11 protein-coding genes are annotated in these 16,324 nt (G+C 71.2%); 2 read left to right on the forward strand and 9 right to left on the reverse strand.

Annotated elements, in window-relative coordinates:
• Nucleotides 1-215: 215 nt before the first annotated feature.
• Complete coding sequence (locus ABZ370_RS19790) at nt 216-1,520, reverse strand: alginate lyase family protein (protein WP_358622336.1); 1,305 nt, start codon at nt 1,518-1,520, stop codon at nt 216-218.
• 212 nt (nt 1,521-1,732) lie between these two features.
• Here ABZ370_RS19790 and ABZ370_RS19795 point away from each other — a divergent pair, with 212 nt between their 5' ends.
• Nucleotides 1,733-2,935 (forward strand): MFS transporter, encoded by a 1,203-nt coding sequence (locus ABZ370_RS19795; protein WP_358622338.1) that lies wholly within the window; start codon nt 1,733-1,735, stop codon nt 2,933-2,935.
• Nucleotides 2,936-2,967: 32 nt separating this feature from the next.
• On the opposite strand, the gene ABZ370_RS19800 is transcribed toward ABZ370_RS19795, so the two are convergent.
• The 3 genes from ABZ370_RS19800 to ABZ370_RS19810 form a co-directional block, all read right to left on the reverse strand.
• Nucleotides 2,968-4,425, reverse strand: a complete 1,458-nt coding sequence (locus ABZ370_RS19800; protein WP_358622341.1) for a VCBS repeat-containing protein — start codon at nt 4,423-4,425, stop codon at nt 2,968-2,970.
• A gap of 156 nt (nt 4,426-4,581) precedes the next feature.
• A complete protein-coding gene (locus tag ABZ370_RS19805) occupies nt 4,582-4,944 on the reverse strand; it encodes a CU044_2847 family protein (RefSeq protein WP_358622343.1) in 363 nt (120 codons plus the stop codon).
• Nucleotides 4,945-5,055: 111 nt separating this feature from the next.
• Nucleotides 5,056-9,315: a trypsin-like peptidase domain-containing protein gene (locus ABZ370_RS19810; protein WP_358622346.1), complete on the reverse strand. Its 4,260-nt coding sequence runs from the start codon at nt 9,313-9,315 to the stop codon at nt 5,056-5,058.
• Between the two features lie 109 nt (nt 9,316-9,424).
• Here ABZ370_RS19810 and ABZ370_RS19815 point away from each other — a divergent pair, with 109 nt between their 5' ends.
• Nucleotides 9,425-9,610: a hypothetical protein gene (locus tag ABZ370_RS19815; protein ID WP_358622348.1), complete on the forward strand. Its 186-nt coding sequence runs from the start codon at nt 9,425-9,427 to the stop codon at nt 9,608-9,610.
• Here ABZ370_RS19815 and ABZ370_RS19820 read toward each other — a convergent pair.
• The 5 genes from ABZ370_RS19820 to ABZ370_RS19840 form a co-directional block, all read right to left on the reverse strand.
• Nucleotides 9,580-10,734, reverse strand: coding sequence for an ABC transporter substrate-binding protein (locus ABZ370_RS19820; RefSeq protein WP_358622351.1), 1,155 nt, complete (start codon nt 10,732-10,734; stop codon nt 9,580-9,582). The genes ABZ370_RS19815 and ABZ370_RS19820 overlap by 31 nt on opposite strands.
• Before the next feature lie 66 nt (nt 10,735-10,800).
• A complete protein-coding gene (locus ABZ370_RS19825) occupies nt 10,801-11,718 on the reverse strand; it encodes an ABC transporter permease (RefSeq protein WP_358622353.1) in 918 nt (305 codons plus the stop codon).
• Complete coding sequence (locus ABZ370_RS19830; protein ID WP_358622356.1) at nt 11,715-12,542, reverse strand: ABC transporter ATP-binding protein; 828 nt, start codon at nt 12,540-12,542, stop codon at nt 11,715-11,717. Before ABZ370_RS19830 ends, ABZ370_RS19825 begins: the two co-directional genes overlap by 4 nt.
• Nucleotides 12,543-12,686: 144 nt before the next feature.
• Entirely contained in the window at nt 12,687-14,612 is a 1,926-nt protein-coding gene (locus tag ABZ370_RS19835; protein WP_358622358.1) for a cellulase family glycosylhydrolase, read from the reverse strand.
• Between the two features lie 133 nt (nt 14,613-14,745).
• A complete protein-coding gene (locus ABZ370_RS19840; RefSeq protein ID WP_358622361.1) occupies nt 14,746-16,137 on the reverse strand; it encodes a solute carrier family 23 protein in 1,392 nt (463 codons plus the stop codon).
• Nucleotides 16,138-16,324: the final 187 nt, after the last annotated feature.

Genomic DNA, 16,324 nt, shown 5'->3' on the forward strand with positions numbered 1-16,324 from the left:
CAGCGGGCGCCACCCGGCTCGACCCAAGGCCGTCGCGGCAACGGCATCGCGCCGGACGGGCGGGGGCGGCGTCACTGTGCGCGAGTCTCGGCGGTGGGTTGCCGCCCCCGGAGGGCGGCGGAAGGGCTGGGCGGGGGCGGGGTGCCCCTTCCCGGGGCGGGGGGCCGGGGGCTTGTCTCCGGGTTCGGGAAGGGGCGGGGTGGGGGAAAGCCCGTTCAGCCCTGGGCGATGCTGTCCAGTTGTTCCACCGCGGGGCGCAGGGACCACAGGTCGCCGCCCGGTGGGGGCTGGAGCTTGGCCAGGGCCGCGCGGGCTCGGCGGTCGCCCGCGTCGGCTGCCGCGTGCACGATGTCGCTGGCGGCGTACGCCTTGAACTCCAGGTCGGGGTACGGCCACGGCTTCGCCCCGGTGGCGGCGGGCAGCAGGAAGTCGACGGCCTTGAAGAGGTTCGAGCCGGTGGGGCCGGTGTAGCGCCACAGGTCGACGCCGACGTGCCGCCCGACGGCCGCCATCCGGGTGTAGGCGACGAGGTTGAACGTGGAGTAGTGGAAGCTGCGGGTGCGGGCGAGTTCCTGGGGCTGGCTGCCGTCGGGCGCGATCTGGGTGTCGATGCGCTTGGTCCGGGCCTCGCGCAGCACCGTACGGGCAAGTTCGCGGTCACCCACGGCGGCGGCGATGGCGGCGATCTGCATGTCGGAGAAGGTGCCGTGGTTGTTGTCGGCGGCGCCCTCCTCCTTGCCGAAGTCGCTGTTCACCAGCCAGTCCAGGAACTGCTTGTTCCAGGTGCGGAAGCCCGCGTGGTCGGCCCGCGACCAGCCCGGGGCGCCGGTGTCGAGGATGGCGGCGGCGTCCAGGAGGCTGGTGAAGCCCTGGGAGAAGTCGATGATGCCGATGGAGCGGCCGTCGTACATGCACGGGATGAACTGGGCGTGGTTGAGGCTGGGGTTCATCCGGGTCGCCGGGGTGATGAACCAGGTGCGCAGGATGTCGGCGGCGTGCTCGGCGTAGCCGCGTTTGCCGGTGTAGTACCAGGCGAGGGACAGCTCGTAGACGGACTCGAAGACCTTCCCGACTTCGGGGCGGTCCGTCATCTTGTCCACATCGGGGTTCCGCTGGCCATCCTTCTGAACGTAGGGGCAGCCATACGGATTGTCGTCGGTCTTCGGCTTGCTCGGCCACCAGTAGGGCGCCTGGCTGAAGTAGTCGTGCTTGTCGCCGCTCGGCGGCACCTGGTCCTTGTCGGTGACGGTCCAGGGCCCCTGGGTCATCCACTGGTCGGCCTGGGTGGTCAGGTCGCGCAGGGTCCGCTTCAGCCCACGGTCCCCGAGCTGCAGTTTCAGCTTGGTCAGGGCCAGCCTCGAGCCGTCGAGCACCACCGTGTCCGGCACCCGGCCGGGCCCCCGGCCGCGTTCGGCGGCATGGGCGGACGGCGCCACCAAGGCGGCCAGAAGGGCGAGCAGGGCGGCGAGGGCGACGAGCGCGCGGGCGGGTCTCCCGCGCTCCGCTGGAGTCGCAACCATCGGGCACTCCAATCAGATATCTGAACCGAATTCAGAATCGAGATTGGAGGTCAGAGTAGGACTGGATCATGACCACGACAAGAGATCGTGCTGAAATCGCCTTGAGCCGGAGCGCGGAGCATGCGCAGAGTACGGACATGAGCAGTGACGAGCAGCGATGAGCGGCAATGAACCGCGGGTGAGTCGCGATGAGCGGCGGTACGGAGCCGCCCATGCGTGACGTACGGCGTGCCCGCCTCGCCGTCGCCACGGTGTTCGCGGTCCACGGCGCGGTCACCGGCAACTTCGCCACCCGTATCCCCTGGGTGCAGGAGCAGTTGGGCATCGGCGCGGGCCAGCTAGGGATCGCACTCGCGTTTCCCGCCATCGGCGCCTCGTGCGCGATGCCGCTGGCCGGAGCCGTCAGCCACCGCTTCGGCGCCCGCGCAGCGCTGCGCGGGCTGATCGCCCTGTGGTGCCTGGCGCTTGTCCTGCCCCCGCTCGCCCCCGGCCTGGTGTGGCTGTGCGGGGCGCTCTTCGTCTACGGGGCGACCGCCGGGATGGCCGACGTCGCCATGAACGCCCTCGGCGTGGAGATCGAGGAACGGCTCGGCCGGTCGATCATGTCCGGGCTGCATGGCATGTGGAGCGCGGGAGCGCTGCTCGGCTCGACGGCGGGCACGGTGGCCGCGCACGCGGACACCGACGCCCGGGCGCACCTCGGGATCGCCGCCGCGGTGCTCACCCTGCTGGGCACCGTCGCCTGCCGGTGGGTCCTCGACCTGCGCAGCGCCCCCGAGGAGCATCCACCGCCGCGCTTCGCGCTGCCGCCCCGCTCCGCGCTGGTCATCGGCGCGGTGGGGTTCTGCGCGGTCTTCGCCGAGGGCGCCAGCCTGGACTGGTCGGCGGTCTATCTGCGCGAGGTGCTGGACTCCTCCCCCGGCGTCGCCGCCGCCTGCACCACGGCCTTCTCCTGCATGATGGCCGCGGCCCGGTTCGCCGGTGACGCGGTGGTGGGCCGGTTCGGTCCGGTGCGCACCGTACGGGCGGGCGGCGTGCTGGCCACACTCGGCGGGGTGCTGGTGGTCACGGCCACGGGCCCGGTGCCCGCCATCGCCGGATTCGGCCTCATCGGCCTGGGCATCGCGGTCGTCGTCCCCCTCGCCTTCGCCGCCGCCGGGCGCAGCGGCCCGGCCCCGAGCCAGGCGATCGCGGGCGTCGCGACGATCACGTACACCTCGGGTCTGATCGCCCCGGCGGCGATCGGCTCGATCGCCGACATGACGTCGCTGACCGCCTCGTTCGGCCTGGTCACGGTGGGTGCGCTGGGGCTGGTGGCCGGGGCCGGGGTGCTGCGCGGCTCCGCCGCGGCCGCCCCGGACGCCGCCCCCGCGCCCGGCCGGGCGGAGCGCGCCCCCGATACGACGCACTCCTAGGGCCTGAACCAGTCGGGCACGAACCAATCCGGCTAGTCCTTCGCGAACTCCGTCGTGGCGAAGGAGGTCTTGTCCCGGGAGCCGGTGCCGTCGGTGATCCACCAGTGGGTGGGCTGCTGGCCGTACGGGCCGGTGGAATCGCCGGACCCCCAGTTCAGGACCAGTTCGTCCTTGCCGTCGCCGTCGTAGTCGGCCGCTCCCACGGGCCGGGCGGCCCGGTCCTTCGCGCGGACCTTCCGGCCGTCGGCCTTCGCGGGGCCCTTGCGCGACACCGGGGTCCGCCGGTCGCCGTCGACGAACGTGGCGCCCGCGTAGGTGGCGACCAGGATGCCGTCGCGGCCGTCGCCGTCCGGATCGGCGGCCGTGTACCCGCCCGCGCCCTCGTACCCCTCCGGGTCCTCGGCCGCCACCGGCGACCGCTGGTCGACCGGGGCGCCGCCGCTGCCGGGGTAGACGGTCAGCGATCCGGAGACGTCCGACGGCTCGGTCTCGTTGCCGGGTTCGTCGTTGCGGGAGCCGTCGTCCCCGATGGCCACATCGCGCTTCCCGTCGCCGTCGAAGTCCCCGAACGCCTGGGCGTTCCCGGCCCGCAGCTTCCGCCCCTCGGCGGACAGGCCGGTGCCGCGACGGGCCGGGTAGAGGGTGTTGCCGGACTGCTCGCCGTCGCTGACCGCGTGGGCCAGCAGGGAGGTCGCGCGCGGCTTGCCGGACGGGTCGATGGCGTCCGCGGCCAGCTCTCCGTCCGTGAACGGCAGGCTGGTGTCGGTGCGCTTCGGCTCGCCGGAGCGGGTGAACGGGCCGTAGAGCACCACCGCTGAGGACTGGTTCTGGGCGAGCCCCGCGACGTCGTGGTGGCCGTCGCCGTCGAAGTCGCCGCGCACCACGGAGGTCACGCCCAGCTTCGACGCGCCCTCCGGCAGCTTCACCGGCGTCGCCCCGGCCCCCTTTTCCGGCCCACCGGGTCCGCCCCAGGTGACATGCGGGACGCTACGGGCGGCGCTGATGTTCCCGTCGTCGGCCATCTCCCCCTCCACGGTCGTCACGACGTCCGAGAAGCCGTCGCCGTCCAGATCGGCGGTCACCACGCCGTCCGTGGGGACGTGGTCGGGCCCGGCGCCGGGAGTGGTGTCCCCCACGGCGGGCAGGCCCAGGTCGCCGCGGCCGTGGACGGTGCGCGTCGCGGGGTCGAGGCCCTTCGCCGAGCCGTAGACCACCCCGACCCGCTCGTCACGGCCGGTCTTCTCCGGATCGCGCCGGGCCGGGGCGGGCAGTACGAGGTCGCGGTGGCCGTCCCCGTTGAGGTCGTCCGGGTCCTTCGACCCCTTGCCCCGGGACGGCGCCCGGCTCTCGGTGGGCGCGCTGGGCTGCCCGGCCGACGTCCCCTTCGAGGAGGACGGTCCGCCGCCGTCAGGACCGCATCCGGTGAGCGGGACGAGGACCAGGCAGACGGCGCCGACGGTGAGGACGTGGGAGGTGGATCGAGATGCCATGCGCGCCACCCTCACACTCCGCGCGGCCTCAACTCCAGCGCTGCCAAACGACTGTTGCCCAGTTGTTGATCAGTCGTCGGATTGCGCACCGGCCATCAGGTGTAAGGCACACATATTCGGCCAACGAAGTGGAGCAGTCATGGGCCTCAGCATCCGTCATGTCTCGGGCTTCCAGGTGGCGGTGACCGTCAGATGCGCCTGCCCGCTGCCGTTTACGATGCCCAGCTTCAGGTCCTCTCCGAGCTGCACGCCGAAGGTGACGGCGACCTCGTTGGGCGGTGTAGGCCCGGCGCTCACCGCCTCGTGCACCTCCTGGACCAGGGGGCCGAGCGGCTTGAGCGTACTTCGCAGCACATCCGCGGCGACGGCGGCGACGGCATGCCCACGCCGGGCCACGGGTACGAGCGGGCCGATGCCGTCCGCGAAGTGTGCTTCCTCCAGGTCGGGTTGGCCTTCCCCTGCGATCAGAAACCGAACAGTCGTGCCGTCGTCGAGGCTGAACTCCTGTGAACCGGTCATGAGCAGAAGTGTGCAGAAGGGGCGCCCTGGGGATCGGGCCGTGAGTAACTCGGTTACAAGATCGTGGCAGTTGGGGTGCGCCCGAGCGGCACATGATGCCTGAGGGATCTGTCAGGTGCAGGGCGCATTCGACGGGGTTCCGTCCGGCAGCAGCTTGCGCTCGGCTTTGGTGTAGTCGCGTCCTGCGGCGGCACATAGGGCACGGAACTGAGCATCGGGGCGCAGGTCGAAGGACTGGCGCAGGTCGCCGGTGTCGAGGGTCAGGCGCTGGTCACGTACAAATGCCGCTACCACGTCTCCGGCGACGGTGTCCCCGGCCGCTACGGCCAGAGTGGCGGGGGCGTCGTCGCCTGTCAGTGCGTGGATCTTGATCAGTTTCTTCTCGGAGTGGTACGTGACGATGCTGTTGCCGGGTCCGAACCCGACCAGTTGGGCGCCGGTCGAGCTGGGGACGCTGCGGGCCGACTGCTTCGGGCGGTCGACGTCCCACACGCGCACCTGTCCGTCGGAGTTCTGGACGGCGAGGTGCGAGCCGTCAGCGTCGAAGGCGAGCGGGCTGCTCACCGAGTCGAAGCGGCCCCACGGCATGCTGATGGCTGGTCCCCGCAGCCTTGCGATACGCCGAGGGCTTCGGGTGTCCCAGAGCAGGATCTCGCCGCGCTGGCCTCCCGCTATGGTGGCCACGGCGACTTGGCCGGGGTGCCCTGGCCGGGCGGTGAGCGGGCCGCGCAGCAGGTGGTCGGCGTTGCCGCTGAGACTCGGCCCGGGGTCGACCCGGAAGGGCTTGGTGCGTGCGGCCCCGCCTGCGGCATCGACGCGAGCGAGCTTGCCATCCTCGGTCACCAGCGCGATCTCGCTGCCCTGCAGCGCGGCCACGCTGCCCACGGACTTCGCCGTGGGGGCCGCGTTGTCGAGCGGCACGCTGTCGCGCAGATCCTGAACGGAGTACGCCCGATGGAGGCTGCCGTTATGACCCCACACGACGATCCGCTTCGAGTCTGCCGTCCACGTCGGTGTCCATAGCACGCCAGCAGGCGGCGGTGGCAGGGACACCGACCGGTGGCGGGTGCGGGAGGCGTCGAGGACTTCGAGGCGCCGTCCGGTGGCAAGGGCGACGAAGCGTCCGTCGGGCGACAGCGCGTACGTGTCCTCGTGCTCAGCGGCGAAGCGTTCCATGCCCGCCGGCTCGGCACGCACCGCCATCAGCGCCGTGCCGACCGGCACGAGGACGGTCAGCCCGCCCTCGGCCCGGGGCGCCGCCGCGACGCCCTTGTACGCGGCGGGGGCATCGCCCGAAGTCGGGATGCGCGTGCGGTAGCTGCGCCCGGTGCGCGAGTCGGTCAGCGTCGGCTCGGCATAGCCCGCCCCCTTCTGAAGCCCTGCATCGTATGAGTCGGCGCCGCGGTCGACAGCGAACCGTGAAGTGGCGTCCCGCGCGCCCGGGGCGGGTTGTTTGGTTTTGCGTCCTAGTGTGCGGCCGAGTGCTTGGAAGTACGGGGTGGCCCCGTCCGACCTGTGCAGGAGCTCACCGCCCGCCCACAGCTCCGGGCTGTCGCTCCCCAGCTGATCGGCAAAGGCATACCGCACCCGGCCGGAAGCGAGGTCTCTGGCCTCGAATCGATAACCCTGTTTAACAGTCCAATGGATCGTCACCACGGTGTCCGCGTCCGCGGTGAACGCGGCTTCCGTTACGCGTGCCTTGGGCACGAGCCTGTCCGATACGTCAATCTGGGTGCCGGAACGTACCCGCCACGCTTCGACGAATCCGCGGGCACACTGTCCATAGTCTTTGAGACACTCCGCGGAGTCATCGCGCATCATCAGCAGCAGCCGCTTCCCATCACTGCTGAAGTCCAGGATTCCACCGGCCTTCTCGGCAGCCTGGTGACCAAGGCCCAGAACGACGGGGTTCTTCGGCCCACCCAGCCGCCACAACCGCACTCCCCCACCGCCCGTCGCGGCGAAGTAGCGGCCGTCCGGACTGACAGCGGTCCCCAGGTCCCCTCCTGGAACGCCCCTCAACTCCTGTGCTCGGGGTTTGTCTTGGAGTGCCCCTGTCACGACAGTCAGTGCTTCCCTGTCGCCATCAGGCCTCGACCGCACGATCAGTGTGCGCCCATCCGGGGTGGCGTCCATGCCCGTGACCCGCCCCCGCCAGACCGACGGGTAACTGCCCACCAGGTACTGCCCCCGCGCGTACTGGCCAAGGAGGGCCTGCCGGGTCTGAGCGGTCTTCTTGGTGTTCCACCCGGCCAGGGCGAGTTGCAGCGCCGTGGCGGGGTCGCTGCCGGGATAATCCTCGACAGTTTGGGCGAGCAGGCCCGCGGCCTGGGTGCGCAGTTGCTCCTCGGTGCGCTGGAGGCTCTGCCACGTGGTGAGCGCCAGCACGACGGCGAGCGCCGTGAGGACCGCCAGCGCCCCGACAGCGGTCTGCCGGAAACGGGCGGCGCGCCGGGAGTGTCGGCGACTGAGCTGGATGTAGCCGCGCTCGTCGGCGGACATGTCATCTCGGTGCTCGGCCAGCCTGGTGTCGGCCTCGGCCAGGTCGGTTCCGCTCAGCAGACGGGCGGGCTCACGGTGTTGTGCCTGCCAGCGGTGCAGGTCGGCCCGCATTTGTTCCTGCCAGGAGCGGAAGTCCCGGGAATCGACGAGCCACTGATTCAGGCGCGGCCACAGTGCGGTGAGCGCCTCGTGCGCCAAGTCGACGATCTCCTCCCGCTCGCCACCGCCCGGTGCAGGGGAGAGAACGACGAGCTTGCCAGGAGCCAGCTCCCGTGCCAGGCCGAGAAGTTCGGGGGCGAGATCGGCGGCGCGGGTGGGCCTGCGGGAGAAGCTGTTTCCCTCGCCGGGCCGGGCCAGCTGGACGAACAGCCGACGGGCACAGTCCTGTTGGGCCTGCGGCAGTGCGGCGAGCGCGTCGTCCGCGTAGGTGACGAGGGCGCCAGCGATGCCGCCCAAGTCGTCGTAGGCGGCGTGGGTGAGCATCGAGCGGGTACGGCGCTCCCACAGCTGAGTCAGGGCGAACTGGACCAGCGGCATCCGCCCGGGCTCATCACCCGCGTCCGCAACGATCCGCTCCGGCAGCCCTGGCTCGAACCACAGCCCCGGCACGGCGTCGACCGGCGCGGTCACCGCCCGCTCCAGGTCGTCGGCGGCCAGCGGCGCGAGGAACTGCACGGCGTCGCTGACGAGGTCGGACGTGGCGGCCGTCACCAGCACGTCGAGGGAGTCCGGCCGGGCAGTGGCGACGACCCGCAGCACGGCCGCGCCGTCCTTGCCTGCCAGGGCAGCGAGCAGCCCGAACAACCCCCGCGCGGCGTCCGGTTCGGCGCCCGCGTACTCCTCGAGCTGGTCGACGAAGAGGACGTGCCCGGCGCCTTGCCCGCGGGCGAGGACCCTGCCACGCAGCTCGGCGGGCACATCGTCGCCGGTCTCCAGGAGCCCTGCCAGCTCCTCGGACTTGGCGAGCCGTTCGACCTCGCCGAGCCCCGGCTCCAGGACCCCGATCAGCGCCCGGGCGAGCACGGCGGTGGCCCGCACCCCGGGCACGGGCCGCAACTCGGACACGCTCATGTCCTCGGCCCGCAGCCGGGGCAGCACCCCTGCCCGTAAGAGGGACGACTTCCCGCACCCCGAGGGCCCCGCCACCAGTGTCACCGGCCGCCTGCGCACGGCCGTGTGCACACGGGCGGTGTCGCTGTCGCGGCCGTGGAAGAACTCCTCGTCGTCCTCCGTGAACGCCGCGAGTCCCTGGAACGGACAGCGTGGCCGCAGCGTCCGTTCGTCGACCAGGTCGGCCGACGGCAACAGATACGCGGTGCGCGCGCCCTGGTGCGCGGCGACCGTCATCCCGATGACGCCGTCCTGCGCGTCGTCCCAGACCGGCGCTCCGCTGAACCCTTTAGAGATGCGCGGCCCCGGCTCCTGCGCCTCCATCTGCACCCAGCCCGAGCCCTGCCCGGCGCGTAGCGTGCCCGATGCCCATACGCCGCGGTCGGCGCCGACCGGGTAGCCGAGCGCCCGGAACGTGTGCCCCCATACGCCGGTCCCGTCGACAAGCGGCACTGGCCGGGCGCCCTCGACTGTCGCGTCGAGCCGCAGCAGCGCGACGTCCGCCCCGCCGCGCCGCCAGGACACCACGGCCGCCCGGGCCCGGGGACGGTCCTCCAGCAGCGGAAAGTCAATGTCCACCGGCTCGCCGGACGCCTGCTCCGCGGCATGCGGCACTCCGAGTGCCCGGGTGACGACATGGGCGCAGGTGCACACCACATCGGTGGCGACGAGGAACCCGGCACCGATCACCTCACCGGCGGCGGAGTAGATCCGCACCTGCGACGCCTCGAGGACGTCGCTCCCCCGCACAGCAGCCATGGACTCCCCCGGTTCTCCGACGTGTCACGTGGCACGCCACAAGTCAGCATCCTCGGCGCGTCTGCCTCGCACAACTCGCCGCGCCCAGCGGCCAGGTGACGCATACGTCATGGCCTTGCTCGCGGCACAGGACCGCCCGTTCCAGTGGAAGTTCACCACCACCGACCTGGACGGATGGTGGCCTGAACAGCGCGGCGGCCACCGGCCCGGCACTCCCCGGCACATCGACCGTCTCCACCCGGTGCGGGCTCCGCCGGCCTGGGCCTACGGCCGGTGGCCGACCGCCTCCGCGTAGAGCGAGCGGTCCACGACCTCGTCCTCGGGCAGCGGATCGCCCTCGGTCACCCCGGCGGCGGCGTACGCCTTCTGAAGGCGCTCCACCGTGCCGTGGCGGATCTCCCAGTCCATGCGCAGCGACGGGACAGCGGCCAGGGTCTCCGGCTCGGTCTTGAGCGCCTCGCCGAGGTCGTCGAGAAACGCCTCGTCCTTCTTGTAGTCCCCGGCGAAGTAGGTATTGACAGTGCGGATGTAGGCGCGCAGGAACGCCACGCCCGCGTCCGGGTCCTTGGTCAGCAGATCGGGGCCGAACAGCAGCCCACCGAGCGGTTCGCCGCGCGGCTGGCCGCCGAGAAAGGCATAGCCCGCGTGTCCGTCCACCTCGCGCCACACCGGGTCGAGCAGCCAGGCCGCGTCCACTCCGCCGTTCTTCAGCGAGGTGAGGACCTCGGTGGGGCCGAGCTGCTGGAAGCGGACGCTGTCCACATCGGCCCGGTGTGCGGAGAGCACCTTCTCCATCGGGTACATGATGACCGAGCCCTTGCCGATGAGGGTGCCGACCGTACGGTTCCTGAGGCTCACCTCGTCCGCCGTCTCCCCCTGCGTCAGCCGGGCCCAGAATCCGCTCTTGGAGCCGGGCGCGGGGGTGAAGTTACCGGCCACCCAGCGGATGTCGAACCCCTGCCGGATGCCGTTGAGCACACCGGCCTCCGGCGCCGCGTACTGGACGTCGACATCGCCCTTGGCCAGCAGGGGAAGCGCATCCGGTGTGGGGAGCAGCTTGACCTCCACATCGAGGTTCTCCTCGCGGAACTCGCCCTTGGCCATACCGATCCGCAGGGGCGCCAGATACTCGGCGGTCAGGGTGCTCGCGGAGACGACGACCTTCGTGTGCTTCTTCAGGGGCTTCGGCGCGGGCGCGCCGGGCGCGCAGCGGGCGGGGCGACGGTCGGCGGACCTGTCGGAGGGGTCGGTCCAGCCCTTGGCGCAGCCCGCGACCGGGGTGATCGGGCGGGGCTTGCCCGAGGTGCCGGAACGCGCCGTTTCCGAGGTCTGCGCGTCGCAAGCGGCGAGGGGGCCGAGGACGCCCAACAGGGTCACGCCCGCGATCAGGGCGCGGGCGAGGGAGGGTATCCGTGCCATGGGTGTCGCCTCCGGGTTCCGGTGGGGGCCAGGTTCGAGGGTTCGTACGGGATCTCGGGTGGGGGGTCAGGACTGGGGCCGGCCGCGGTCGCGCGGCGCCCAGGGGGTGAGCCGACGGCCGATGAACCGGACGACCTCGGAGAACACCACGCCGACCACGGCCACGCAGACGATGCCGACGAACATCACATCGTTCTGGAACAGCGTCCGGGAGTCGAAGATCAGGTGGCCGAGGCCGTCGTCCGCGGCGATCTGCTCGGAGGCGACGATGACCAGTACCGCCACTCCGGCCGCGACCCGCATGCCGACGAGGACCTGTGGCAGCGACGCGGGCAGCAGGACATGGCGGAACATCTGCCAGGGGCCGGCGCCGAACACCCGCCCGGCCTCCCGGTAGCCCTCGGCCACGCCCATCACGGCGGCCATCGTGGAGATCCACACGAAGAAGAACACGGTGGTGGCGACGAGCGCGATCTGCGGGCCCTCGCCGAGGCCGAACATGTTGAGGAACACCGGGAGCAGCGCGAGTTTGGGCACCACGTAGAGCGCGTCGAGCAGCGGTTCCAGCGCTGCCCGGACCATCCGCAGCGCTCCCATCACCAGTCCGGCGGCGTAACCCGCGGCCGTGCCGGCCGCATAGCCGAGGATCACCCGCGTGAGGGTGGCCCGGACGTCCGGCCACAGCTTGCCGTCGGCGGCGCGCTGCCAGCCGTCCGCCGCGATCGTGGACGGCGCGGGGTAGATGCGCGCGTCGATCCAGTGCCGTTCGGCGGCGAGTTGCCACAGCAGGATCAATACGGCGGGTACGGCGAGGGCGAGGGAGAGCTCGATGCCACGGCGCCGCCGGTGGGCGCGGGCCGGATCGCGCTCCCGGGGTCCGGGGCGCCGTACCAGCACGGTTTCGGCCGGCCCCCCGTCCGCCCCGCCGGGCCGCCGAGCGGGCTGCGCGGCCCGGGTCGAACCTGCCGCGCTCTCTCGGCTCATGAGGGCTTCCCCGCCGCGTCCGCCGGGGTGGCGGCGCCGGTACCCGTCCGCTGGACCTCGTCGCGCAGCAGCTCCCACAGCTCGGCCTGGAGCGCGGCGAACCGCGGGGCGCGGCGCATCGCCCCGGTGCGCGGGCGCTCGAACGGCGGGTGCCGTTCGGCGATCACCCGGCCGGGTCTGGCCGACATCACCACCACCCGGTCCCCGAGCACGATGGCCTCCTCCAGGCTGTGGGTGACGAACAGCGCGGTGGTACGGGTCGCCTGGCACACCGCGAGCAGTTCGTCCTGGAGGATGGTGCGCAGTTGGGCGTCGAGCGCGGCGAACGGCTCGTCCAGGAGCAGCACCTCCGGCTCCACCGCGAGCGCGCGGGCGATCGCCACCCGCTGCCGCATCCCGCCGGACAAAGTGGCCGGGTAGGCATCGGCGAAGTCGGCGAGGCCGAGCCGGTCCAGCCAGTCCCGGGCCCGTGCGTCGGCGGTCTTGCGCGGCACGCGCTGCACATCGAGTCCGAAGCGGACATTGGCGAGCACGCTCTTCCAGTCGTAGATGCCGTAATCCTGCGGGATCATCGCGGCCGGATGCCGCCGGCCCGCGCGGATCTCCACCTCGCCGCCGCTGGGACGGACGAGTCCGGCGACGATGCGCAGAAACGTGGACTTGCCGCAGCCGGACGGGCCGACGATGCAGCAGAACTCCCCGTGTCCGATCTCCAAGTCGAGTGGTCCCAGAGCGTGCACCTGCCTGGTGCCGTGCCCGAAGGTGCGGGTCACCGCGCGGGCACGCACCTTCGGTACGGCCCCGGGTGTGGTGTGCGGCTCCACCCCGTAACTCCTGAATCCGATGCGGTCGGGTGTCGGTCGGGTGTCGTACGACAACGGCTGCGCGCCCTCTTCAAGATATGACGTTCCGTCAGATTCAGGCAAGGGTCGGAGCAGCCCGGGGTGAGTCCGCGACGGGGGAATCGCTCAGGTCAGACCGCGGCACAGCAGCGCGTCCGGGCTCCCGGAGCTGCCCACCCGGGTGGTGAAGGCGATGCCCGCGGCGTATTCGCCGGCCGCGCACTGGCCCTTGTAGTCGCCGTGGGCGAAGTCGCCCCCGGCGGCGTCGGCCGGCCGGTTGTCGGACCGGTCGAACCACACGGTGCGCCCCGTGGTGCCGAGCGGGGCGCGGGCCGGGGCGCACAGCGCGGCGGACACCCGGGCGCCGCGGCGGCTGTAGCCGATGAGGAAGGTGTCCGCAGGGCACTGGAACTTGGTGTAGCCGGAGGCCCAGTCGCCACCGGCGGGCACATACCGCGCGTCCGTTACCACCGTGTGGGCGGTGCCGGGCGCGCGCGGATCGTCGGCGGTGGCATCGGTGCACAGTCCGCGCCCGGTGGTGTGGCCGAGGCCGATCAGCCGCAGCCCGTCGGGGCAGGTGGCCTTGTAGGCGCCCGGATCCCAGTCGCCCTGAGCCCGCTCGATCCGCGATTGCACACGATCGCCGTGGTCGGTGTCGAGCATCCGCCAGCTGGTGACGGGGGCGACCGGCCCGGTGCGTCCGGGCGCCGTCATCAGCCGCTGCCACGCCGTGGCGCGCCAGTCCGCCTGGTCCAGAATCCCGTAGCGGCGGCCCGCGGTGTCGTAGCGCAGCAGCGACCAGTCGCTGCCGCCCTCCCAGCCCACGAGCGGCCAGTAGGCGAAGTCGGCGTCGTGGTCGGCGAAGTAGTCGGTGATGTTCGCGAACCAGGCACGCGGAGCGGTGCCCGTCTCGCCCGAGCCGATGCCGAACTCACTGATCCACACGGGTGCGGTGTAGTGCTTTCCGGTGTCCTCGGCGACGAAAAACGCCTGATCGGTGAGGGTGCGGAACAGCTCCTCACGGCTCAGGTCCTGGTAGCGGGGGTCATGGGTTTCGCCGATCCCGGTGGCGCCGCTGTGGCGGGGGCCGGTGTAGCCGTAGAAGTGTGCGGAGTAGACCAGCTTGTGGGTGTCGACCAGGGTGTGCGAAACGGTGCGCGCGGGGGCCAGGGTGGGACGCCCATGGGGCAGCCCGTCGACGGGGAGTCCCGTCCAGTTGATGCCCTCGATCACGATGAGGAGGTCGGGGTCGCCCTCGGTGAGGATGCGGTCGGCGGCGCGCTGCGCGGCGGCGTACCAGTCGTGTTCGTCGCCGAGCCCCCAGTTGGGGTCGTCGAACACATCTCGGCGCACCTCGTTGTACAGATCGGCGCCCACCACACGGGGATCGTCGGCGTACCGGCGGGCCATGAAGACCCAGTCGTCCGTCCACGCTTGAGTGGACTGGCCGCTGTTCCACCGCTCGTTGCCGTCGATTCCGCAGCACCAGCGGCTGGTGTTGGTGTGGTTGTTGAGGATGACGGCGAACCCGTCGCCGGTGAGAGCGGACACCACGGCGTCGAAGACCTGGAGTGGTGTCTTCCCCCGCAGCTCGAGGTTGGCCGCGACGGCGCGGTCCGGTACGGACGCGCTCGCGTGGATCATCTCGTTGGAGAACGGCAGCCGGACGCTGTTGATGCCGAGCCGGTGGAAGTCGGCGAGCAGTGTGGCCAGCGGGACACGGTCCAGGCCGAGGGGGATGCCGTAGGAGTTCTGTCCGGCTTGGTGGTTGGCGGGATCGTCCTTGGCTCCACTTCCCGTCCAGGACCCCTGGGCGCCGTCCCAGTTGGCCGACTTCAGCCGGAAGCGGTCACCCTTGGCGTCGACGATGTACCGGCCGCGGGTCGACAGGGGCGGCTGCCAGGTGTCGGCCAAGGGGGTGGCGGCGGGCGGCGCGGTGGACCGTTGGGCCGTGAGCTGTTGTGCCGTGGCGGTCGGCCCCGGGGTCGTGGCCAGCAGCGCGAGGATCGACGCGATCCCCATCAGATAACGGGCTGTTCTCCTGGTCGGCATGTGGCCTTCCCATGGGAGGGGGATGGTGCCCGAACGCGGCTCCGCCGGCTCCGGCGCGCCTGGGCGCCATAGTGGCCGCTCCTCATGCCCCCGTCCAGACGCATGCCGGGCAGCGCCGCAGCGGGCTTCTGTGTCAACCTCGGTCGAGCTTCGCCGCATCATCACCGTAGGCGGCAGTTCCACCATCCAAGAGCGGCCCCTGCGGTTGGCCGGCTACCCGCGACAGCCAGCGCAGACCGTGATACCCCGTGAGCACGATGAGGGTGCCCAGAGCGATACCGTTCAATTCGAAGTCGTCGGTGATCGTCAACGAGACCCCGCCGATGGCGACGATGATGCCCGCGGCGGCGGGAATGAGGTTCAGCGGCGTGGTGAAGTCCACCTTGTTCCTGATCCAGATCTGTGCGCCGAGCAGGCCGATCATGCCGTACAGGATGACCGTGATGCCGCCCAGCACACCTCCGGGGATGGCAGCCACGACCGCCCCGAACTTCGGGCACAGGCCGAAGAGCAAGGCAAAGCCGGCGGCCGCGTAGTAGGCCGCGGTGGAGTAGACGCGGGTCGCTGCCATCACGCCGATGTTCTCGGCGTACGTCGTGGTGGCCGGGCCCCCGACCGCGGTGGAGAGGACCGTGGCCGTACCGTCGGCGACGATGGCCGTTCCCATCTTGTCGTCCAGGGAGTCGCCAGTCATCTCCCCCACCGCCTTGACGTGTCCAGCGTTCTCGGCAACCAGCGCGACGAGTACGGGCAGGGCGACCAGGATCGCGGAGGCTGAGAAATTTGGGGCGTGAAAGACGGGAAGGCCGATCCAGTCGGCTTTCGCGACGCCGGAGAAGTCGATGCGCCAGTGGTCCGTGATCTTGCCGGAGCCATTGGCGGAATGGATCTGCCCCGCGGTCCGATCGAGGCCCCAGGACAGCACGTAGCCGAAGACCAGGCCCAGGAAGATCGCGATGCGCGACCAGAAACCGCGCAGCACGACGAGGGCGAGGCCGGTGAAGAACATCGTGGCGAGGGCCGTCCACTGGTCCTGAGGCCAATAGGTACTGGCGGTCACCGGCGCGAGATTGAATCCGATGAGCATGACGACCGCACCGGTCACCGTGGGCGGGAGCACGGCGTGGATGACCCGAGCCCCGAGGATCTGGATGGCGACACCGCAGCCGACCAGGCAGACGCCCACCACGAGCATCGCGCCCGTCAAGGTCCCGGTGTCTCCCCCTTGGCCGGCGATCACCGCGCCCACACCGACGAACGACAGGGAGGAACCCAGGTAGCTGGGGACCCGCCCGCGCGTCATCAGCAGGAAGAGCAGCGTCGCCACACCGGAGGCCATCAGGGCCAGGCTGGGGTCCAGCCCCATGAGCACCGGGGCCACGAAACATGCGCCGATCATCGACACCACGTGCTGAGCGCCGAGCCCGATCGTCCGGCTCCACGTGAGACGCTCGCCGGGTTTCACGACCTCGCCCGGCCGCAGTTCCTTACCGTCCCCGTGCAGCTTCCATCCGAAGCTCGCCATGATCATGCTCCGTCTCTGTGATGCCCTGCACATCACAGAGCCGAGTCAGTAGTAGCCGAACACCGTCACCCGGATACACCGAAGCCCCTCCAGTCGCTGTACCGCGACCGGCACACCAGTGATCGCCCGCACAAAGGTTCCCATACCTGCCCAAGATCGCCAGCACTCCGATCATGGATTTCTGTGA

The sequence above is a fragment of the Streptomyces sp. NPDC005962 genome (assembly GCF_040629205.1).
Taxonomy (GTDB): domain Bacteria; phylum Actinomycetota; class Actinomycetes; order Streptomycetales; family Streptomycetaceae; genus Streptomyces.